The sequence below is a fragment of the Rhodoferax sp. ZS1R8 genome, assembly GCF_056521325.1.
Map to the genome: position 1 here is coordinate 1 of NZ_JBWMBA010000001.1, position 22,514 is coordinate 22,514.

Sequence of the window (22,514 nt, forward strand, 5' to 3'; positions counted from 1 at the left end):
TGGACATGGCACCGTTTTGTCGGCGACTGTGGTGCGTACCACCTTCCCTCGGCGTGCCCCTTGCAGACCAAGGCGTTTCATCAGCCGCTCAACAGTGCAGCGTGCTACCTTGACGCCGTCGCGGTTCATTTGATGCCATACCTTGTCGGCACCGTAGACCTGCATGTTGGAATGCCAGACTTGCTGGATTTGTGGCATCAAGGTGTCATCGGTCTTGGCGCGTGTACTGCGCATTTCCGGCTGGCGTTGGCACGCGGCATGTCGGCGGTATCCTGACGGGGCAATCTGCAATACCTTGCAGATCGGCTCGACCCCGTGGGTGTTGCGGTGCTTGTCCACAAAGTCATTCAAGACTTGAGTCGGCGGTCGAGCTCCGCCTGGGCAAAAAAAGCGCTTGCCAGCTTCAGGATTTCGTTGGCCCGGCGCAATTCCTTGACCTCACGTTCCAACGCTTTGATGCGGTCACGCTCCTCGCTGGTAGCACCATCACGCAACCCGGTGTCGATTTCCTGTTTACGAACCCATTCATGCAGCGTCTGGGGAACACAGCCAATCTTGGGTGCAATGGACTCAATGGCCGCCCACACAGACGAATACTCGCCTCGGTGATCCTGCACCATGCGTACAGCGCGTTCGCGTACTTCGGGGGAAAAACGATTTGATTTCTTGCTCATGACTCCATCTTCTCAAAGGTTGGAGCCTCCTCAAAATCCGGGGCGATTCAGACCACCTTCCTTTTCAAGGTCACTAAGGAGTTTGATAACTTCGATCTTTGCCAAAGAGCTAATGCCCCAAGCACCACCGAGTTGTTTAACCAACTGGGTTGCCATACGCCCTGAGGCTGAAAGCTCAACTTTCCAGCCACGTTCCCTGAGCCATTCGGTCATAACTGACTCGGCCTTGGGCAATTCAAGAAAGATCAAATCCTCAGACATGGTTGCCAAAAAAACTGGCCCTGACTCAGCGAATCGCCAATTGAAATACCCTGTTCGTCCAATGGCCGTTGACAAGTCTTTACTACCGTACGGAAGAACTTCAGCCATTGGCTCATTAGAGCCATAGAAACGAAATGAAAAATCGTTGGCAAACTTAGGCTCGCCGGTGTACTCACCAAATCGCTTAATTTTTGGCTGTTGCGCCCGGAGCTCCATACGCGTTTCGCCCTCTGTAATCGGCAGATCGATCTCGTGCGAATACGGTGATTGAACTTTCTCTTGTGTATTCTCCCGCGCCCATGCATCCCAAATTCTCGGATGCCAGTGTCGGACTAAATACTTTGGATCGTTTCTGACCTGCCCGAGCGGCAATGGAAGCGACGAACAAAAGTCTTCAACGATTTTCTCTGACACCGAACGTGAACGCTGCACCGTAACACGGTGAAACCAGTCTGGCTGATGACGGTGCGGCTGATAACCTTCGTTTATCACGTTACGGGCCAACTCCTTGCAACCATGAGACTCCGCTGATTGAAAAGGTATCGGCACAACTTGGTACCCCGCAGCCCGCAAATTCCAATAGTCAATAACGTCCAAGGAACTCGTCGCATCGCAAACGAACAGCAGCGAATCTTGAATAGGACGATGTTCCAACCCCCACGTATTCAACCGCCGAGGAAATATTTCAAGTGGTTCCAGAAGTTCGGTGTAATTTGCCAGCTTCACCGAATCGCGACGCAGCCCCGGTACTTGGCCGTAATAGCTGTCAACTAACTCCCCTGCCTCGGGAGGCAATGCACCAAACACACTGGCAAGGAAAAGCCCATATTCACTCGGCAGTTTCGGCAATACAAGTCTGAGCTTGTCATTTCTTACGAACTTCAGTTCCTTCTCAATGAAATCTGAAAGTACCTCAAAATAACCGATACCAAACTTTGGACTATGGGATGCGCTCATGTCTCCCATAAGGTCTTGCGCCGTCACGAGTTCGCGATGACCAACGTTAAATTCTCGATTTCCACAGGTTCCGACGGGTACGACAATATCCGGGTCGAATCCGGTCAAATACCCTTCAATCACCTGTTCAGAACTCGGCACTCGCAAACCACGATGGGATTCCCATATCTTCGGCATACGCTGGAATACTGGAATGATCGGGTTGTATGTGCCACCCCATTGAAACGTACTCAATTCAATCGCTCGACGTAAGCCTTTGGTGTCCCGTGGGTCCACCAAAAATGCTACCCGCAGTGGCCGAACACGAATTGAAACGTTTCCATTTGCCATCTACGCCGCCTCAACACGATTGAATGCGGACCGAAGTGTCGCCTGCCGTAACGCTTGCGCACGCTGGAGGTTGACTCTGGCTTTCTGCTCTGGCGTCATGGCTCCCCCTTGTGGGTCATTCTTGGGGGACGCCTGTGCCGCCAACCATGCCATCTATAGCTCCGTGTACTTGGCCGCCGTGCCCCGCGCCGCATCCACCGGATACTTCTCTGCATTAACCAGCATCTTTGCCTGCACTGCGGCGATCAGATCAATGCCCAACTTGTCGCACAACTGCAGCAGGTAGAGAAAGACGTCGGCCGCCTCGGCCGCCACTTCGGCTTTTTTGCCCGCTGGTAGTGCTTGGCTTTGCGCTTCAGTCAGCCACTGGAAGTGCTCCAGCAGCTCCGCAGCTTCCACCGACAGCGCGCAGGCCAGGTTCTTGGGGGTGTGGAACTGCTCCCACTCTCGGGCCTGCGCAAAGGCACGCAGGGCTTCAACCAATGGCAGCAACGGGTTATTCGACATGGTGCAGCTCTTTAAGTCAAATCATGCTACAGCCCGCGTGGGACGCGCGCAAGCAGCTCCTGTTTTCATAGCATTCTTGAAGGGCTTTTTAGCGTGCCAGTACCGCAGCCAGCGCCACGCCGGTGTGCGTGCCCAGCGCTACCACCGTCTCCGGCGTGGCAGCCGCCACCACCTGCCCACCGGCATTGCCGCCGTCTGGCCCCAGGTCAATCACCCAGTCCGCCTCGGCTATCACATCCAGGTCATGTTCGATGACGACAACGCTGTGGCCGGCATTCACAAGGCGGTGCAGCACCTGGATCAGTTTTTCCACATCCGCCATATGCAGGCCCACCGTCGGCTCATCCAGCACGTACAGCGTATGCGGCGCCTTGTTGCCGCGTTTGCCGATGTCGTCGCGCACCTTGCTCAGCTCGGTCACCAGCTTGATACGCTGCGCCTCGCCACCGCTGAGTGTGGGGGATGGCTGGCCCAACGTCAGATAGCCCAGGCCCACATCTTTCAGCAATTGCAGCGGGTGGGCGATGACGGGCATGGCGGCAAAAAACTCCACCGCTTCGTCCACTTCCATCTGCAGCACGTCGCCGATGTTTTTGCCGCGCCAGGTGACAGCCTGGGTTTCAGGATTGAAGCGGGCGCCCTTGCAGGTTTCGCACAGCACCTTCACATCCGGCAAGAAGCTCATGCCGATGGTGCGTATGCCCTGGCCTTCGCAACCGGGGCAGCGGCCTTCGCCGGTGTTGAAGCTGAAGCGGTTAGCAGCGTAGCCGCGCGCCTTGGCTTCCAGCGTGTCGGCAAAAAGTTTGCGGATGGTGTCCCAGAAGCCGATGTAGGTGGCGGGGCAACTACGTGGGGTTTTGCCGATAGGGGTCTGGTCCACTTCCAACACGCGGTCGATGGTCTCGAATCCGGTGACGCCTTCGCAGCCGGTCCAATGGATTTTTTCACCGGCGTCCAGGGCGTCTCTACCCGCCTTGGTGCTGCGTTTTTGGACGGCTACTTGTACGTTGGTCAGCAAGACGTCACGCGCGAGTGTTGATTTGCCGGAGCCTGAAACGCCGGTGACTACGACCAGGCGTTTGAGGGGGATGTGGGCGGTGACGTTTTGCAGGTTGTGGAGGTTGGCTCCCTTGACTGTCAGCCAATCGATTGGAGGCATAGTTGCTGCTGGCTCCGCAGGGGGAGCCATGGGGGCAGGCTCCTCATGCATTTGCTGCGCAACTGCCAAATCGTCACCCACCCCCATGGCTCCTCCTGCTGCGGGTCGATGGGGAACCTCTGCACTGGCTGCCGCGTAACTGGCGGTGATACGCTCACGCTCCAAATACTCCGCATTCGCTGCCACACTGGTCGATACACGCGCCGCTGCAATTGCGGCCGCTTTGGCCGCCTTGCCTTTCGGCAATTTAGCCCCCTTCGCGCTTCCTGTGCCCGCGGCCGGAGTCGGTGCGCCGGGTGCCGATTTGGGCGAGCCGTATGAGGCTCCCGGCGTACCGGCTTCGGCCGCAGCGAGCGCCACAGCAAGCGCCTCCGACTCTGCAAACGAAATCACCGAACGCCGCACCATCAAAGGATGCTTCATGGCATGCAGCAAGTACCGCCCCGTCTGCGACTCAGCAGCCGCCTGCACATCCGCAACGGAACCTTCTGCAACCAGACGCCCTCCCCGTTTGCCTGCGCTAGGTCCGATGTCAATGATGTGGTCCGCATGGCGGATGGTGTCCTCGTCATGCTCCACCACCACCAGCGTGTTGCCCTTGTCGCTCAACGACCGCAGGGCACCCAGCAGAATCTTGTTGTCCCGCGCATGCAAGCCAATCGTGGGTTCGTCCAGCACGTAGCAGACGCCCTGAAGATTGCTGCCCAGTTGCGCGGCCAGACGGATGCGCTGCGCCTCGCCACCGCTGAGCGTGGGTGCACCACGGTCCAGCGTCAGATACCCCAAGCCGACTTCTTCCAAAAACTCCAGACGGCTCTTGATCTCCGGCACCAGATCGCGCGCAATGTCCCCCTCGCGTGTTGTCATGCCACCGATCACCTGCAGCGTCTGCACCCACTTGCGCACATCGGTCACGCTCAAGCGCGCAATGTCGGTGATACCCACGCCATTGAACAGCACAGCCCGTGCAGTCGCGTTCAGGCGTGTGGCCTGGCAGGTGGGGCAGTTGGCGTCGTGCAGGTCTTCGATATCGGCCTCGGCAAAGGTCTGCTCGCGGCCCTTGTTATCGTCGTCCTTCACCGAATCGTCAAACACCTTGCGCTGGTCCTTGGTCAACGCCACGCCGGTGCCCACGCAATCTGGGCACCAGCCGTGTTTGCTGTTGTAGCTGAAGAGGCGCGGGTCCAGCTCAACGTAGGACGTGGAACACACCGGGCAGGCGCGCTTGGTGGAGAACACCTGCACTTGGCCGATACCGGCTGCCGGGGTGCCAGCCAGCATCGCGTCTTTCAGACCCTCCATGCCCGACAGCACATGCACCACACCCTTGCCATGCACCAATGCCGTGGCTAATGCCTCACGCAATTGCGCTTCATGCGCCGGGTTCACGTCCAGGCTGGCGACGGGCAGCTCGATGTTGTGTTCCTTGAAGCGGTCTATGCGCGGGAAGTTGGTGGTGGGCAAAAAGTTGCCATCCACCCGCAGATGCGTGAAGCCGCGTGGTCGCGCCCAGTCGGCCAGTTCGGTGTAGACACCTTTGCGGCCGGACACCAAGGGTGCAAGCAGTCCGATGTGTTGGCCTCTGAAGTTTTTCAACAACTGTGCAGCGATGCTGTCTGCGGACTGCGGTTCTACTGCCGCACCATCAAAGATGCAGTGTTGCGTGCCCAGCTTGACGTACAGCAGGCGCAGGAAGTGCCAGACCTCGGTGGTGGTACCCACAGTGGACTTGCGGCCGCCGCGTGACAGCCGCTGTTCAATCGCGACGGTGGGTGGGATGCCGTAGACCGCGTCCACTTCTGGCCGGCCAGCGGGTTGCACAATGCTGCGGGCGTAGGCGTTCAGCGATTCCAGATAACGCCGCTGGCCTTCGTTGAACAGGATGTCAAACGCAAGCGTGGACTTGCCTGAACCAGAAACCCCGGTAACAACATTGAACTTGCCGCGTGGGATGTCCACAGACAAAGACTTAAGGTTGTGCTCCTTGGCATTAACGATACGAATAACGTTGTCCGCCGGGGATGGGGTTGCGCCGGGTGACGATTTGGGCTTGCCGTATGAGGAGCCCGGCGTGACCCCATCCCCGGACGCGTGCACCACCACACTAGCAGCGGGAATACCCAAGTACTTAACACGAGGCTCAGACACCACATGCACCACGCCCATGGCCGCTGCATACTCCCGCAGTGCCTGGCCAGTGTGTGAAGACGCATGCAGCAACAAATCTTCAGGCGTACCAAAGGCCACCAATTCGCCCCCTGCGTCGCCGCCTTCAGGCCCCAGGTCAATCAACCAATCCGACGCCCGGATCACATCCAGGTTGTGCTCAATGACCAGCAGCGAATGCCCGGCATCCAGCAGCTTACGCAGCGCACGCATCAGCTTGGCGATGTCGTCGAAATGCAGACCAGTCGTGGGCTCGTCTAGCATGAACAGCGTGCCGCGCTTGGCCACCTGCTGGCGGCTGGCCGTGCTGCTCTTGGCGGCCTCGGCCAGGAAGCCGGCCAGCTTCAGACGTTGCGCCTCGCCGCCCGACAGCGTGGGCACGGGCTGGCCCAGCTTCACGTACTCCAGCCCCACATCCACAATCGGCTGCAAGGCGCGGATCACGTCGCGGTCGTTGGAGAACAGGTCTGCGGATTCGGTGACCGTCAGATCCAGCACATCGGACACATTGACGCGCCGGCCTTTGCGCTCAATCGTCACTTCCAGAATCTCGGGCCGGTAGCGCTTGCCATCACAGTCCGGGCAGCGCAAATACACGTCGCTCAGGAACTGCATCTCGATGTGCTCAAAGCCCGAGCCACCGCAGGTCGGGCAGCGGCCATCACCACCGTTGAAGCTGAACTTGCTGGCGGTGTAGCCACGCTCGCGCGACAAGTCCGCACCGGCAAATAACTCGCGGATCGCATCCCACGCACCCACATAACTCACCGGGTTGGAGCGTGCGGTCTTGCCGATGGGTGATTGGTCCACAAACACCACTTCGCTCAACTGCTCAGCGCCCAACAAGCGCGCATGGGCACCCGGCGTTTCAGTCGCCTTGCCGAAATGGCGCAGCAGGGCTGGCGCCAGCACATCCTGTATCAGTGTGGACTTGCCGGAGCCGCTGACGCCGGTCACACACACCAGGCGTTGCAGCGGAATGTCCACCGAAATGTTCTTCAGGTTGTGCTCGGTCACGCCTTCCAGAACCAGGCGCGGCGTGCTCTCGGTCACCATGCGCTTGAAGCCCATGCCGACCTGCTTGCGGCCACCCAGGTAGGCACCTGTCAGCGTGTCGGCACTACGCAGGTCTTCGGTGCTGCCGTCAAACACGATCTGGCCGCCCTTCTCGCCGGGGCCGGGGCCCATGTCGATCATGCGGTCCGCGGCCAGCATCACGGCAGGGTCATGTTCAACGACTACTAGCGTGTTGCCCGCATCGCGCAGGCGCTGCATGGCCACAATGATGCGGTGCATGTCGCGCGGGTGCAGGCCGATGCTGGGCTCGTCCAGTACGAACAGGGTGTTGACCAGGGAGGTGCCCAGGGCCGTGGTGAGGTTGATGCGTTGGACTTCGCCGCCGCTCAATGTGCGGCTTTGGCGGTCCAGCGTCAGGTAACCGATGCCTACGTCGCACAGGTACTTCAGGCGGGTGCAGACTTCTTCCAGCAACAGCTTCAGGGTTTTGCGTTCGGCTTCGGAGGACGAGGGCTCTGTGCGTTCATGACCCGCAGCATCGGGCATGGGAGCGGCGGGCGCCTCATGGTGCAAGCACAAATCGGCTTCCGCCGCCCCCATACCCGATGCCGCTGGACGCTGTGCTCCATCTGCTGTCTTCTCACCATCTGCTTCGTGTTGGCCCGCGGGGGAAGCCGGTCCGCCGGGCGACAATTTGTGCTCGCACCATGCGGAGCCCGGCGTACCGGCCTCCCCCGCAGCGCGCGCTGAATCAGCATCCGACATAGCTTGCAGCGAATCAAAAAACCGCCGCAGCCGATCAATCGGCATCAGCATCAAGTCATGCAGACACAACCCCGGCAGCGCCTCCAGTTGCGCACGCGTCCAGGTGACCCCTTGTGGCATGAAGCGCTTGGAGGGAGCCAACACAGCATCCGCCTGCGCTTTGGTCCCAATGCGCCACAACAGACTTTCGGTCTTCAAACGCGCCCCGCCGCAGGTTCCGCACGGCGTGTAGCTACGGTATTTGGACAGCAGCACACGGATGTGCATCTTGTAGGCCTTGGTCTCCAGGTAGGCAAAGAAACGGTTGATACCAAACCAGTGCTGGTTCCACTTGCCGTTCCAGTTGGGAGAACCGTTGATCACCCAGCCCTGCTGCTCAGGCGTCAGCTTGTACCAGGGCGTGTCACGCGGAATGCCGGCCGCCTCGGCGTGGCGCATCAGGTCGTCCTGGCACTCCTGCCACGCGGGAGTCTGCATGGGCTTGACGGCGCCCGCGCGCAGCGTGAGCTTGTCGTTGGGAATGACCAGGCCCAGGTCCACACCCACCACACGTCCAAAGCCGCGACAGGCCTCGCAGGCGCCGACGGCCGAGTTGAACGAAAACATCGACGCAATGGGGTCGGTATAGCGAATATCGCTCTGCGGACAGTGCAAGCCGGTAGAGAAGCGCCATACGACGGGTTCAGCATCCGCTATCGATTCTGTAGCTGCTTGCGCTATATCGGCAGGGGCTGCAGCCTCGTTGACCACATAAACATTGAGCCGACCGCTGCCACGCTTCAAGGCCACTTCGATGGCTTCCAGCACGCGGACCTTCTCCACACTGGCGATGCGGAAGCGGTCGGCAACCACGTCAAGCACCTTGCGGGTGGAGGATATGGCGGCAGCATCCGCTTTCGTCTTGGGCTTTTTCTTGGACGCATCGGCGCCCTCGGCAGTTTGTGGCACTGCCACCTCGCGCTCGGCATGGATACGCGTGAAGCCACTGGCCGACAGCCATTGCGTCAACTCCTCCGGGGTGGTGCTGGCCGGCAGCTCCACCGGAAACGTCAGCACCAGCCTGGGATCCGCTACCGGAGTGTGCACCGCCGCGCGACGCACCAGCTCGGCATAAATGGTCTCCGGTGTGTCGTGCTGCACCGGCAGCGCGGTCTGCTTGTCGAACAGATTGCCGGCGCGGGAATACAGCAGCTTCACATGGTCGTTCAACTCCGTCATCGTGCCCACGGTGGAGCGGCTGGAGCGCACGGGGTTGGTCTGATCAATGGCGATGGCTGGTGGTACACCTTCCACCTTGTCCACCGCCGGTTTGTCCATGCGGTCCAAAAACTGTCGGGCGTAAGCCGAGAAAGTTTCCACATAGCGGCGCTGGCCTTCGGCGTACAACGTGTCGAACACCAAGCTGGATTTGCCTGAGCCGCTGGGGCCCGTCACCACGGTGAGTTCGCCGGTGCGGATATCCAAGTCCAGGTTCTTCAGATTGTGCTGGCGTGCGCCGCGGATGCGGATGGTTCCCTGGGTCATGTAGCGGTGTCTTTCTGGATGAGGCCAATCATTCTAGGGACTTACTCCACGGACCTTCGCCGCAAGGTTTTACAGTTTTCCCGTGAGGCAGCGATCCGCGCGTGGCGGAGCGTGGGGGCAACAGTCTTCAGGGCAAACCCGGATGTGGAATTCCACAGCTGGCCCGCTTAAGCGCCGCTCGGGACAATGCAGGCACAAAAAAGCGAGGAGACATGCCATGAAATTTGCCCACACGGTGTGCGGCGCGGTCTTGCTGGGCGCGCTGGCGGCCACAAGCCACGCCCAATTGCGCATAGGCCAGCCCTCGGGCTTTACCGGTTCGGCCGCCGCCGGCGTCAAGGAGAACACCGAAGGCGCCAGGCTCTACCTCGATACCATCAACCGACAAGGCGGTATACACGGCCAGCAGGTCGAATTGGTCACGATGGATGACAAATTCGACCCCTCGACCACCGCCGCGGTGGGCCGGGCGCTGATCACCGAACAGCATGTGCTGGCACTGTTCCTGAACCGTGGCACGCCCCACGCGCAAGCGCTGCTGCCAGTGCTGGCCGAGCTGCATGTGCCGTTGGTCGGCCCCAGCACAGGCGCCATGGCACTGCATGATTCAGTTAACCCCTGGGTGTTCAATGTGCGCGCCACCTACCAGCGCGAGGCCATCCGTGCTATCAAACATTTGGCCAGCCTGGGGATGACCCGCATCGCCGTGCTGCAGACCGATGACTCCTTTGGCGCCGACGCCGCCGTGGGCGCGGAAAAAGGTTTTGCATCCGCCGGCCTCACACCATCTTTGTTACAAAAATTTCCACGCGAGAAGCCGGACTTTGCTGACCTGGCAACAAAAGTCAAAGCCAGCAATGCCCAGGCCGTGCTCTACGTCGGCTCCTCGGGCAGCGTGGCCAGCGGGGTGAAGGCGCTACGCGCAGCGGGTCTGACCGTGCAGGTGGTGACGCTGTCCAACAATGCTTCCGAAGGGTTTATCAAGTTACTGGGCGAACATGCGCGCGGGGTGATCGTGACCCAGGTTTTTCCCAATGAGCGGGCTCTGAATTACCGACTGGTAAAGGAAGCCCAGGACTTGGCCCGTGCCAAGGGGCTGGCCGGCGTATCTCCCGCGATGCTAGAGGGTTTTGCTGCGGCTAAGGTTCTGGTGGAAGGCCTGCGCCGGGCTGGACCTAAACCTACACCCAGCGGGCTGCGCGATGCGCTGGAAAGCCTGCAGAAATTTGACTTGGGTGGGCTAGAGGTGAGCTACAGCGCCACGGACCACAGCGGTCTGGACTTTGCCGACCTATCCATCATTGGATCGGACGGCAAGTTCATGCGCTAAAGCGTGTCGCCCCCACGCTCCGCCGCTGCGCGGGTCGCTGCCCCCCGAGGGGGCTAATTCGCCTTGGGGCGGCCCGGCGGCGAATTGCTGCGGCCCTCGACGCCCAGTGGCTTATCCCATCAAAGCGCGTTCGAGGTCTTCGGCGGCCTTGGCGCCCACGGCATCCTGGATCTTGGGGAACAGCGCCAGCAGTTCGTCGTAGCCGCCTGCAGCTTCCACGGCCAGGTTCAGACGGAATCCACGCAAGCCCAGACCGGCAGTCAGCTGGGTGGCAAGGGGTTTAGCCTGGGTGTAGCGGTCCTGGATAGAGCGCGCATTGAATGCAGTGAGTGCAGCTTGCGCCGCCTGCAATTTTTCTGCAACAGGGTTTACAGGTGTCGCCTCTTCGCCAAGAGCCGGCGCAAGCATGCCGTGCTCCACCATGTGTTCCACATCTTCTGCGGTCAAGCCAAGGCTGGCCGCCGCTGCCAACACCTGCTCCACCGTCTTTTGGCCATCAAACATGATGAAGGCGGTACGCTGCCGTGCTGAAAACAGTGGCGACCGCGCTTTGAACGCCTGCTGTCCCGTCTCCGTTTTTATAAGTTTCATCGATCCATCCTAGCTCGGGGATATCCACTTGGCAAGGCCAAGCGCCCCATTAGGATCATATATGCCGACCCGCGGCGCCTGGCAGTCAGGGTTTGGGCACCGAAGCAGTGGCGGATGCGGCAGCCGCCACCGGATGCGCAGGCGCGGTATCGGTGCCGTGCTTTTCACCACTCATGTCGATGTCGCCACCGCGGCTCAGTACATATAAAGCCAACGCAGCAAAAACTATAAAACCCACCACCAGTTTCCACATGATTCTTTTCCTTAAAAAAAAGACCCCGAGCCACAACGGCCCGGGGTCGTAAGCGTTACTAGCGTTTAGTCGTTAGCGTAGATGTCAACGTCTTTGGTTTCTTTGATGAAGATCATGCCAATGACGAAAGTGCCGGCCGCTACGATGACGGGGTACCACAGGCCGTAGAAGATATCGCCGGTTGCGGCGACCATCGCAAAGGCAGTGGTGGGCAGCAGGCCGCCGAACCAGCCATTACCAATGTGGTAAGGCAGGCTCATTGATGTGTAGCGGATGCGGGTGGGGAACATTTCGACCAACATGGCGGCAATCGGGCCATACACCATGGTGACCAAAAGCACCAGGTAAACCAGCACAGCCAGCACCATGGGCTTGTTCATGTTGGCATCGTCCGCCTTGGTGGTCAGGCCACCGGCCTTGGCGGCCTCCACGACTGCTTTCTTGAAATCGGCAATCGCTTTGGCGCTCTCGGGGGAGAAGGCGTCGCGTTTGTCGTTCAACGTAGCCACGAGCGACGGAATCACCGTTTCGCCGATCTTGATCGTTGCCTCGGCGCCCGCGGGGGCTGCCACGTTCTGGTAGGGGACATAGTTTTCCGTTAGCGTACGCTTGGCGATGTCGCAGGAACTGGTGAAGTCGATAGGGCGTGCGATCGGGCTGCCCTGGAAAGAGCATCGTGCGAAGTCGGCCGTCACCACCACAGGCAGTGCTTTTTGTGCGGCCACCAGTTTGGGGTTGGCGTAGCTCAGCAACATTGGGAACGCTGTGAAGTAGGTCAAAGCGGCCAGCAGGCAGCCGGCCATGATGATGGGCTTGCGGCCGATCTTGTCCGACAGTGAACCAAACACGATGAAGAACGGTGTGCCGATGACCAGCGCAGCCGCGATCAACAGGTTGGCCGTCTTGGGGTCGACTTTTGCGATGGAGGTCAGGAAGAACAACGCATAAAACTGACCGGAGTACCAGACCACAGCTTGACCAGCGGTCAGCCCTACCAGTGCCAGAATCACGATCTTCAAGTTTTTCCACTGGCCAAATGATTCGGACAGCGGTGACTTGGAGGTCTTGCCTTCTGCCTTCATCTTCGTGAAGGCAGGCGACTCGTTCATGCTCAAGCGGATGTAAACCGACACGCCCAGCAACAGAATGGACACCAGGAACGGAACGCGCCAGCCCCAGACTTCAAAATCGGCACCGGTAAACTCGCGCGTCACCAGAATCACGATCAGCGACAGGAACAAGCCCAGGGTCGCCGTAGTCTGGATCCACGCGGTATAGGCGCCACGTTTGCCATGGGGCGCGTGCTCGGCCACATAGGTTGCAGCACCACCGTACTCGCCACCTAACGCCAGACCTTGCAGCATCCGAAGAGCAACCAGGATGATGGGCGCAGCCAGGCCGATGGTTGCGTAGTTGGGCAGCACGCCCACAATGAACGTAGACAAACCCATGATCAGAATGGTCACCAGGAAGGTGTACTTGCGTCCGATCATGTCACCCAAGCGGCCGAATACCAGCGCGCCAAACGGCCGCACCAGGAAGCCGGCGGCAAATGCCAGCAGCGCAAAAATGTAAGCCGACGTAGGGTCCAGACCACCAAAGAACTGTTTGGCGATGACCGCTGCCAACGAACCGTAGAGGTAGAAGTCGTACCACTCAAAAACGGTGCCTAGCGAGGAAGCGAAGATAACTTTCTTCTCTTCCGCGGACATAGGCCGTGGGGCTACTGTTGCCATGGTTTTGTCTCCAATTGAAGTTGAATGCGTCCCGGCGACGCGGTTGGGTGATCGGACTATGCGACCGCGTTCTGACCCAGTTCTGACTCCTTTCCAACAGCAACTTACGGAGAACTGAATGAAAACTTACAGAATAAGCACTTACCCGCGACAAAAATTTCTTGTTGTGGAATTTCGAAGGCAAATAGCGTGAAAACCGTGCGCCGAGTGGCTATGCAACCTAGGGTAAGTACCCGTATTTCCCGGCGCAGTGCAGGGGCATTCAGACCGCTCGGTCAGGTTCGGGTGGCGCCGGTGGGCACGGTTTGCGACGATGCCCAGCACGGGCCGTCAAACCAGGTATCGCCCTGCAGGTAAGCCCGCAGCATGGGCAGGGCGTCCAGCCCCCAGAAGACCTTGCCATCTACCTCGAACGCAGGCACACCGAAGACACCCAGCGCGATGGCTTCCTCGGCATGGGCACGCAATTGCGCCTTGACGGTGGCGTCTGACGCATCACGCTCGGGCGCCAGGTGTTGTGAGAGCACAGCCAGGCGCTCGGTGTTGGCCGCGTCGGCACCGCCTACCCACACGTGCTTGAACACGGTCTCGCAGACATAGCGGTTGGGCTGGCCTTGGGCATCGGTGGCCAGCGCCAGACGCAGCAAACCCAGCGGGTTGAACGGATGGGCCGCCGGCATGTCCAGCGCGCGGCCTTTACTGTGGGCCAGCCATTGCACCTGGCGGTAGGTCCAGTCGCGCTTGGCCGGAATCTCAGCCGGACCCAACTGGCCATGGTGCTTGAGAAGGGCCGCGAACAGCAGCGGCTTGTAGGTCACCGAATAGCTGACGCCCATCAGCGCCTGGGGCAGCTCCTCAAACGCAAGGAAGGCGTAGGGAGAAATGAAGTCCAGGTAGAAGCGGATGTGTTTCATAGTGTTCGCCGGTTACAAGGCTACGGGTTCGCTGGGCTGAAGACTGTTGCCCGCCCGGCAATGCGCGCCCAGATAGCTTTCTTTTCCAGATCCGTACTGGCGCGCCAGACCCGGATCTCGTCAATGCTGCGCAGGCAGCCTTCGCAGTACTCACACCTCAGGTCCATGCGACACACGGAGACACAAGGTGACGGTATATCGTCAACCATGGCCTCCACCAGCGCTGCGCGGGTGGCAAGGGATTGCGTAGCGTCCCGCTCGACCGTCATGCGGGGACCGCCTGTGTCACATCTGCGGTGGGCGCGCCCGCCAGCAACGCTAGGTCGCGCGGGTGCAACTTGAACACGCCGTGGGGGTGGCCGGCAGCGGCCCAGATTTCTTCGAAACGGAACAGCTCCTGGTCAACCAACGTCACCGGCGGTTGCACATGGGCCAGCGGAGACACGCCGCCGATGCTGAAGCCGGTCTTGGCCTTGACGAAGTCCGCATCGGCTCGGCCTATGCGGCCCACCAGCGCCTCGACTTTCTTCTCGTCCACGCGCCGGTCGCCCGACGTGATGACCAGCACCGCCACATCGTCTTCCTTGCGGCGGAAGATGATGCTCTTGGCGATCTGGCCGACGGCGATGCCCAACGCATCTGCGGCCTGCTGGGCAGTGCGGGCGGCATCGTCCAGCATCACCGGGCTGTGCGGGTGGTTCTTGGCTTTCAAGGCGGTCGCAACGCGTTGCACCCCTTCGGGCCACGCGGGCTGGTTGTCTTTGGTGTTGTGCATGCCTGCCCTTAACCCAAACGCTTGTTCAACAACGCAGTAGCGGCCCGCGAATTTGGTTTGCGTTGCAGGAAGTCGCTGATGAATTTGCCAGCGTCCACCAGCTTGTCCAAGTCAATACCGGTCTCGATACCCATGCCGTGCAGCAGGTAAACCACGTCTTCCGACGCCACATTGCCAGTCGCACCTTTGGCATAGGGGCAGCCACCCAGGCCCGCGACCGAGGTGTCGTAGTTCCAGATGCCCATTTGCAGACTGGCCAGCGTATTGGCCAGCGCCATGCCGTAGGTGTCGTGGAAGTGGCCAGAGATGTGGTCTACACCGTAGACCTTCAGCGTCGCCTCCAGCGCCTTTTGCACCTTGTGCGGCGTGCCCACGCCAATGGTGTCGGCCACGCCCACATGCTGCACGCCGATGCCGTGCATCAGCCGCGCCACCATCTCGACGCGCTCTGGGGCAATCTCCCCCTCGTAAGGGCAACCCACGGCGCATGAGATGGCGCCACGCACGGTCAAGCCTTTCTCCAGTGCGGCCTGCACCACGGGGCGGAAGCGTTCAATGCTTTCGGCAATGGAGCAGTTGATGTTTTTCTGGCTGAAGGCCTCGCTGGCCGCGCCGAACACGACGATCTCATCGGGACCAGACTTGACCGCGGCTTCAAATCCCTGCAAATTGGGTGTCAAAACCGAATAGCGCACACCGGCTTTGCGCCGCATGCCGGCCATCACTTCGGCGTTGTCCGCCATCTGCGGAACCCATTTCGGGCTGACAAAGCTGGTGACTTCGATCTCGGTCAGGCCGGCATCCTGCAGCCGGTGTACCAGCTCGATCTTGACTGCGGCGGGCACCGGTTGTTTCTCGTTCTGCAGGCCGTCGCGCGGGCCGACGTCTACTATTTTGACGCGTGTGGGCAAATCCATAACAATTCTCTCTCGGGTGACGATGCGGCGCTTAGGGCCCGATCAGGTCCTAGTATCCCCTGCTTGGCTCAACCACACCCGCTACAGGCTCTCCGCGTTGCAGGGCCGCCATCTTGCCGGCAATTTGCGCAATGCTTTCGCTGCGCAGCGTGCGGGCTGAGGTGTGCGGCGTGACGGTGATGCGGGGGTGCTTCCAGAACGGGTGGTCGGCTGGCAGGGGCTCAGCGCGGAAAACATCGAGCGTGGCACCGGCGAGATCGCCGCTGTCCAACAGCGCCAACAAGTCAGCTTCCACCAGATGGGCGCCGCGGGCCACATTGATGACATAGCCGCCGGCTTGTAGTTGCGACAGCGTGTCGCGGCTCATCACATCACGCGTATCGGGCGTCAGTGGCAACAGGCATACCAGCACACGGCTGGCCGCCAGGAACTGCGTGAAGCCATCCGCACCCGAAAAGCAGCGCACACCATCCAACACCTTGGGTGAACGGCTCCAACCATTGACTGGAAATTCGAACTGCGCCAGCGCCCGGGCCACCCGCTCGCCCAGCACACCCAGCCCCATGATGCCGACGGGAAATTCCGCCCGCGCACGCGGCTTGCGAAACGACCACTTGCCAGCGCGCGTATCCGCCTCGTAAGCATCGAACTCGCGGAAGTGGCGGATGACAGCGTGGCACACATACTCCGCCATCTGCACCGACATGCCAGCATCGTCCAGCCGCACGATCAGCGCCTGGGGTGGCAGCTGCAGCTTGAGCAAGGCATCGACCCCGGCACCGATATTGAACACGGCCTTGAGTTGCGACTGTTCGTCAAAAAACTGCTGGGGCGGTGCCCACACCACGGCGTAGTCCGCCTGGGGCGCGCCCGCAGACCACAATGTGACTTCGGCCTCGGGCAAGGCCGCGCGCAGACCTAGCAGCCAGGGCTCGGACGCGGTATCGGTGCAACAAAAAGTGATTTTCATGTCGTCAGCTTGAGCAGCTCTGCGCCTTCGGTAACCTGGTCACCCGGCGCAAACAGCAGTTCGGCCACCGTGCCATCGGCCGGGGCGGCGATCGTGTGCTCCATCTTCATGGCTTCCATGACGGCCAGGGCCTGACCCTTCTTGACCACGTCACCCGCCTTGACGGCGAAGGACACGACCTTGCCGGGCATCGGTGCGGTCAGGCGGCCGACCTCGGCATGCGTTTCACCGGCATGCGCCAGTGCGTCGATTGCTACGATTTGTGTAGCGCCTTGGGCAGTGAATACGTGGGCTACCTCGCCATTCTTGTAAAGGCTAACCGTGGAACGCAGGTCACCATAGCGCACATCCAGTGCGCCGCCGGCCAGCGGCGTGTAGTGCAGGGCCGCGGTGTTGCCATCCACGGACAACTGCAGGCCGCCACCGTGCAGGCGGGTGAAGCGTGCCGTGTGAGGCTCCCCGTGGAACTCCAGCATGAAGTCCCGGTGGGACGCCCCGTGTGAGCGCCAGCCATCGCGCTGCGCCCAGGGGTCTATCCAGCCACCGGCATCGGCCTTCGTGGCGGAGGACTGCTCACTGACAAGGGTCTGCGCCACCATGGCGGCAGTGGCCATTTGCAGACCCACCTTCTCCTGCTTGAACAGCACAGCCGATTCTCGCGGGATCAGCGCCGTGTCCAGCTGGGCCTGTGCAAACGAAACGCTGGTCGTCACATGGCGCAGGAACTGCACGTTGGTCGTCAGTCCGACGATATGGGTTTGGGCCAACGCCGTGTCCATGCGGGCCAGTGCCTGCTCGCGCGTCGCACCGTGCACGATGAGCTTGGCAACCATGGAGTCGTAAAACGGGCTGATGCTGTCACCCTGACGCACACCGGAGTCCACCCGCACCGCGTTGTCGGCACGCTCAAATGTGACGCAGTGGGGTAGGCCATACACATGCAGCGTGCCGGTGGCGGGCAAGAAATTGTTGTCGGGGTTTTCGGCGCAGATACGCGCCTCGATGGCATGGCCGTGGATGCGCAATTTGTCCTGCTGCAAAGGCAAAGGCTCGCCCGACGCCACGCGCAATTGCCACTCCACCAGATCCTGGCCGGTGATGGCCTCGGTCACAGGGTGTTCCACCTGCAGCCGCGTGTTCATCTCCATGAAGTAGAACTTCATCTGCTCGGGGTGCGCATAGCCACCAGGCTGCTCGACGATGAATTCCACGGTGCCGGCACCCACATACTTCACCGCACGCGCCGCTTCCACCGCGGCCTTGCCCATGCTTGCACGCAGCTCGGGTGTCATGCCGGGCGCGGGGGCTTCTTCCAGCACTTTCTGGTGGCGGCGCTGCACGGAGCAGTCGCGCTCGAACAAATAAACGTAATTGCCATGCGTGTCGCCAAACACCTGAATCTCGATATGGCGCGGGCGCAGCACGTACTTCTCGACCAATACCGCGTCATCGCCAAAGCTGTTGATGGCTTCGCGCTTGCACGACGCCAGAGCCGCGGCAAAGTCTTCCGCCTTGTCCACCGCACGCATGCCCTTGCCGCCTCCGCCTGCGCTTGCCTTGATCAGCACGGGGTAGCCAATGCGGTCGGCCTCGCGCTGTAGCAGCGCAGGGTCTTGGTCAGCACCGTGGTAGCCAGGCACCAGCGGCACGCCGGCCTTTTCCATCAACTGCTTGGACTCGGCCTTGAGCCCCATGGCCTTGATGGCGGACGACGGGGGACCAATGAACACCAGCCCCGCGTCGGCACAGGCCTGCGCAAACTCTTCGTTTTCGCTCAGGAAACCATAGCCGGGGTGGATGGCTTGTGCGCCGGTGGCCTTTGCAGCCGCAATGATCTTTTCCCAGCGCAAGTAGCTGTCCTTGGGCGCACTGCCGCCGATGTAAATGGCTTCGTCGCAGGCGGCCACATGTTTGGCACCAGCGTCGGCATCGGAATAGACCGCGACGGTTTGGATGGCCAGACGGCGTGCGGTGGCGGCTACGCGGCAGGCGATCTCGCCTCGATTAGCAATCAGGATTTTGTTAAACATTAGACAGCCTTTGGAACACCGGAAAAGAGACGGGACACGCGGTAGAACACCGCCTTGAGAAACTTGATGAGCACCAAGGTGACGATCCACATCAGCACCACAACCACGCACAGCACCAGACCAAACACCAAAGGATGGGTCGTGGCCAGCCATACGGCGCCGACAACCAACCCATCCTCGAACAAGCTGGCCGCTACGTTAGAAAAAGGCTCGGGGGATGTGTTGATGGCCGCACGCGTGGTCGTTTTGGCCGCCTGACTGGTAGCGGCCAACGTGCCGCCCATCAGCGCTGCCACCAGGGTCATCGTGCCACTGTCAGCACCCAGGGCGCCAGCCGCCAATGCAGCACCGGCCGGAATGCGGATCACGCTGTGCACGATGTCCCATAGCGAATCGACCCCGGGAATTTTGTCGGCAAAGAACTCGACGAACAGCATGAATCCGCTGGCCACCAACATGGCCGGGTGCTGCAGCATGTACAGCCCATGGGGCAACGCAACCCAACCCATAACGCCCGCCATACCAGTGATGAACACCACCGCATACAGCCGAAAACCACTGGCCCAACCCAGCACCGCCGCCAATGCCAAAAGACTGGGTAAATCCAACTTGTCGCTAACGTGTACTGCACTGCCCGGCAACCATCCGACGGTGTGCAGCCACTGAACCAGAGAGGACCATAGCGCGTCCATCATCACATCCGGAACACGCCAAACTTCACATCCGGAATCGGCGCGTTCAGCGTCGCCGACAAGCCCAATGCCAGCACGCGGCGCGTATCGGCCGGGTCGATGATGCCGTCGTCCCACAAGCGGGCTGTGGCGTAGTAAGGGTGGCCCTGCACTTCATACTGCTGGCGGATCGGCGCCTTGAAAGCTTCTTCCTCGTCCTTGGTCCATGCGCCGCCCTTGCCTTCTATGCCGTCGCGCTTGACGGTAGCCAACACGCTGGCCGCCTGCTCACCACCCATGACGCTGATGCGCGCGTTTGGCCACATCCACAAAAAGCGCGGGCTGTAGGCGCGGCCACACATGCCGTAATTGCCGGCGCCAAAGCTGCCGCCGATGATGATGGTGAACTTGGGCACGTTGGCCGTGGCCACGGCCGTCACCATCTTGGCGCCATTGCGGGCGATACCTTCGTTTTCGTATTTGCGGCCCACCATGAAGCCGGTGATGTTCTGCAAGAAGATCAGCGGAATCTTGCGCTGGCAGCACAGCTCAATAAAGTGCGCGCCCTTGAGCGCCGACTCGCTGAACAAAATACCGTTGTTGGCGATGATGCCGACCGGCATGCCTTCGATATGCGCAAAGCCTGTCACCAGCGTGGTGCCGAAGCGTGGTTTGAACTCGTGGAACTCGCTGCCGTCGACGATGCGGGCGATGATTTCGCGCACGTCAAACGGCTTGCGGGTGTCGGTGGGAATCACACCATACAACTCTTCTGCTGCAAATTTAGGAGCAACAGGTGCTTTAAGCGCGGGGGCTAGCGGCTTCTTTTGGTTAAGGTTGGCAACCGCGGTGCGGGCGATGGATAACGCATGCAGGTCGTTCTGCGCCAGGTGGTCCGCCACGCCGGAGAGGCGGGTGTGCACATCGCCACCGCCCAGGTCCTCGGCCGTAACCACCTCGCCCGTAGCCGCCTTCACCAGCGGAGGGCCGCCCAGAAAGATCGTGCCCTGGTTCTTGACGATGATGGTCTCGTCGCTCATGGCGGGAACATAAGCACCACCGGCCGTGCAGGAGCCCATGACCACGGCGATCTGCGCAATGCCCTCGGCGCTCATGTTCGCCTGGTTGAAGAAGATGCGGCCAAAGTGGTCGCGGTCAGGGAAGACCTCGTCCTGGTTCGGCAGGTTGGCGCCGCCCGAGTCCACCAGATAAATGCAGGGCAGGCGGTTTTGTTGCGCAATCTCTTGCGCGCGCAAATGCTTTTTGACAGTGACGGGGTAGTAGGTGCCGCCTTTGACCGTGGCGTCGTTGCACACAATCATGCAGTCCACACCCGACACGCGGCCGATGCCTGCGATGACACCGGCGCAGGGTGCGCTGTCGGTGCCATCGCGGTCCGGATACATGCCCATGGCGGCCAGCGGCGACAGTTCCAGAAACGGCGTGCCAGCATCCAGCAGGTTGTGCACGCGGTCGCGCGGCAGCAGCTTGCCGCGGGCCGTGTGTTTGGCGCGGGCGGCGTCCCCTCCACCCATGGCGGCCTTGTCGGTCTGGGCGTTCAGATCGGCCACCAGCGCGCGCATGGCGTTGGCGTTGGCCACAAAATCGGCCGAGCGGGCGTTGAGTTGGGTCTCCAGAATGGGCATGGGAGTTCCAGTAGAAAGTTTCAGAATTCAGCTTGCATTTTCAGCCGGGCGGGCCGGGGCGTGCAGGCCATAAAGGTTGCAAATTGCGCCACAGGTCAAAACTGCTGCACACTATTGGCCTATGGTCGCATCCTCGCCTGTTGCCGCAACACCCATGGCTTTCGTGCGTGCCATTGTGGCCGCCTACCAGCGCTATGACAAGGACCCCGCCCAAGCGCTGAGTCGGGCACAGATTGCGCCAGAGCAAGTCAACAAGCCGGATGCCCGTATCACCGCCTGGCAGATGGAGACCCTGTCCGGCACCGCGATGCAGGAGCTGGACGACGAAGCGCTGGGCTGGTTCAGCCGCCGCCTGCCGTGGGGCAGCTACGGCATGCTGGCGCGGGCCTCCATCAGCGCCCCCACGCTGCAGCTGGCGCTCGCTCGCTGGTGTCGCCACCACGGGTTGATAGCGCCAGACTTCGTGTTGGAGCTAAGTGTGACGGGCGACGTAGCGACGATCCGCATCATAGAGCGCCCCGAACACCCCACAGAGGGTAGCGCGGTGGCGGGGGCTTCTGCGCAGGTAAAGGAGGAGCCCGCAACGCGGGCGGGGGACACGGAGCAAAAGCCCCCGCCACCGCGCTACCCGGCGCGAGCAAGTAGCCTGCCACCCCACATGCGCGAGTTCTGCCTGGTCTCCGTACTGCGCAACATCCATGGCCTGGCTTGCTGGCTAGTCGACTCGCGCATTGCGCTACTTGGAGCGCAATTCCCGTTTGCAGCGCCGGCTCACGCAAGCGCCTACGCTGTCCTGTTCTGCGGCCCCACGAACTTTGGCACAGGCCCGGCCAGCATCTGCTTTGACGCCCAATACCTGAAGCTACCCCTGCGTCGCGACGAAAAGGCCCTGCAACAAATGCTGCAACACGCCCTGCCCCTGACCGTGCTGCAGTACCGCCGAGACCGCCTGCTGGTGCAGCGCGTGCGCCAAACCCTCGCCAGCCACGCGCAGCAGACCCACAGCGCCGAGGCGCTAGCCACGCTGCTCAACGTGTCGCCGCGTACGCTGCACCGGCAGCTCAAGGAAGAAGGCGCGACCTTGCAAGGCCTGAAAGATGAGGTACGCCAAGGCCGCGCCATCGAACTGCTGCACCGCACTGAGCGGCCGATCAAACAGGTGGCCGAGGCGGCGGGGTTTCGCAATGAGAAGAGTTTTATCCGCGCGTTCAAGGGCTGGACCGGACTGTCGCCGGCAGAGTTTCGCAAGCATTCGGTGCCACCGTCCGCCAGGCCATTGACATGACTTCAACCCTGGGTTCGAGCTCCCCGCGATCCGCAT

The 22,514-nt window shown here is 61.0% G+C and carries 16 protein-coding genes, 1 pseudogene and 1 other annotated feature; of the genes and pseudogenes, 2 read left to right on the forward strand and 15 right to left on the reverse strand.

Annotated features, from left to right (window positions below; genetic code table 11):
* From AC097P_RS00005 to AC097P_RS00020, 4 genes and pseudogenes are all read right to left on the reverse strand, one after another.
* A pseudogene (locus AC097P_RS00005) lies at window positions 1–674 on the reverse strand (IS3 family transposase); the annotation flags it as partial.
* Window positions 277–393 (reverse strand) — a sequence feature (AL1L pseudoknot). Its footprint overlaps the pseudogene before it by 117 nt.
* 30 nt (window positions 675–704) lie before the next feature.
* Entirely contained in the window at window positions 705–2,222 is a 1,518-nt protein-coding gene (locus tag AC097P_RS00010; RefSeq protein WP_479608329.1) for a hypothetical protein, read from the reverse strand.
* Between the two features lie 153 nt (window positions 2,223–2,375).
* Window positions 2,376–2,729 carry a nucleotide pyrophosphohydrolase gene (locus AC097P_RS00015; protein ID WP_479608330.1) on the reverse strand — a complete coding sequence of 118 codons (354 nt, stop codon included), beginning with the start codon at window positions 2,727–2,729 and terminating at the stop codon, window positions 2,376–2,378.
* Between the two features lie 88 nt (window positions 2,730–2,817).
* A complete protein-coding gene (locus AC097P_RS00020) occupies window positions 2,818–9,153 on the reverse strand; it encodes an excinuclease ABC subunit UvrA (RefSeq protein ID WP_479609438.1) in 6,336 nt (2,111 codons plus the stop codon).
* Between the two features lie 424 nt (window positions 9,154–9,577).
* Here AC097P_RS00020 and AC097P_RS00025 point away from each other — a divergent pair, with 424 nt between their 5' ends.
* Window positions 9,578–10,690, forward strand: a complete 1,113-nt coding sequence (locus AC097P_RS00025) for an ABC transporter substrate-binding protein (RefSeq protein ID WP_479608331.1) — start codon at window positions 9,578–9,580, stop codon at window positions 10,688–10,690.
* A 111-nt stretch (window positions 10,691–10,801) separates the two neighbouring features.
* On the opposite strand, the gene AC097P_RS00030 is transcribed toward AC097P_RS00025, so the two are convergent.
* From AC097P_RS00030 to AC097P_RS00080, 11 genes are all read right to left on the reverse strand, one after another.
* Window positions 10,802–11,281: a hypothetical protein gene (locus tag AC097P_RS00030; protein ID WP_479608332.1), complete on the reverse strand. Its 480-nt coding sequence runs from the start codon at window positions 11,279–11,281 to the stop codon at window positions 10,802–10,804.
* A gap of 85 nt (window positions 11,282–11,366) precedes the next feature.
* A complete protein-coding gene (locus tag AC097P_RS00035; protein WP_479608333.1) occupies window positions 11,367–11,534 on the reverse strand; it encodes a hypothetical protein in 168 nt (55 codons plus the stop codon).
* 65 nt (window positions 11,535–11,599) lie between these two features.
* Window positions 11,600–13,270 (reverse strand): MFS transporter, encoded by a 1,671-nt coding sequence (locus AC097P_RS00040; protein WP_479608334.1) that lies wholly within the window; start codon window positions 13,268–13,270, stop codon window positions 11,600–11,602.
* Between the two features lie 275 nt (window positions 13,271–13,545).
* Window positions 13,546–14,184 carry a 2-hydroxychromene-2-carboxylate isomerase gene (locus AC097P_RS00045; RefSeq protein WP_479608335.1) on the reverse strand — a complete coding sequence of 213 codons (639 nt, stop codon included), beginning with the start codon at window positions 14,182–14,184 and terminating at the stop codon, window positions 13,546–13,548.
* A gap of 20 nt (window positions 14,185–14,204) precedes the next feature.
* Window positions 14,205–14,453 carry a DUF1289 domain-containing protein gene (locus tag AC097P_RS00050; RefSeq protein ID WP_479608336.1) on the reverse strand — a complete coding sequence of 83 codons (249 nt, stop codon included), beginning with the start codon at window positions 14,451–14,453 and terminating at the stop codon, window positions 14,205–14,207.
* Window positions 14,450–14,959 (reverse strand): YbaK/EbsC family protein, encoded by a 510-nt coding sequence (locus AC097P_RS00055; protein WP_479608337.1) that lies wholly within the window; start codon window positions 14,957–14,959, stop codon window positions 14,450–14,452. Before AC097P_RS00055 ends, AC097P_RS00050 begins: the two co-directional genes overlap by 4 nt.
* A gap of 8 nt (window positions 14,960–14,967) precedes the next feature.
* Window positions 14,968–15,876 (reverse strand): hydroxymethylglutaryl-CoA lyase, encoded by a 909-nt coding sequence (locus AC097P_RS00060; protein WP_479608338.1) that lies wholly within the window; start codon window positions 15,874–15,876, stop codon window positions 14,968–14,970.
* 49 nt (window positions 15,877–15,925) lie between these two features.
* On the reverse strand, window positions 15,926–16,846 hold the full coding sequence (locus AC097P_RS00065; protein WP_479608339.1) for a 2-hydroxyacid dehydrogenase: 921 nt from the start codon (window positions 16,844–16,846) through the stop codon (window positions 15,926–15,928).
* Window positions 16,843–18,876: an acetyl/propionyl/methylcrotonyl-CoA carboxylase subunit alpha gene (locus AC097P_RS00070; RefSeq protein ID WP_479608340.1), complete on the reverse strand. Its 2,034-nt coding sequence runs from the start codon at window positions 18,874–18,876 to the stop codon at window positions 16,843–16,845. The genes AC097P_RS00065 and AC097P_RS00070 overlap by 4 nt, the downstream gene beginning before the upstream one ends.
* The gene (locus AC097P_RS00075) at window positions 18,876–19,568 is read right to left on the reverse strand and encodes a DUF4126 domain-containing protein (RefSeq protein ID WP_479608341.1); all 693 of its coding nucleotides are present in this window, start codon (window positions 19,566–19,568) and stop codon (window positions 18,876–18,878) included. Before AC097P_RS00075 ends, AC097P_RS00070 begins: the two co-directional genes overlap by 1 nt.
* 2 nt (window positions 19,569–19,570) lie before the next feature.
* Complete coding sequence (locus tag AC097P_RS00080; protein ID WP_479608342.1) at window positions 19,571–21,193, reverse strand: carboxyl transferase domain-containing protein; 1,623 nt, start codon at window positions 21,191–21,193, stop codon at window positions 19,571–19,573.
* A gap of 154 nt (window positions 21,194–21,347) precedes the next feature.
* On the opposite strand from AC097P_RS00080, the gene AC097P_RS00085 reads away from it, so the two are divergent.
* Entirely contained in the window at window positions 21,348–22,478 is a 1,131-nt protein-coding gene (locus AC097P_RS00085) for an AraC family transcriptional regulator (RefSeq protein WP_479608343.1), read from the forward strand.
* Window positions 22,479–22,514 lie beyond the last annotated feature (36 nt).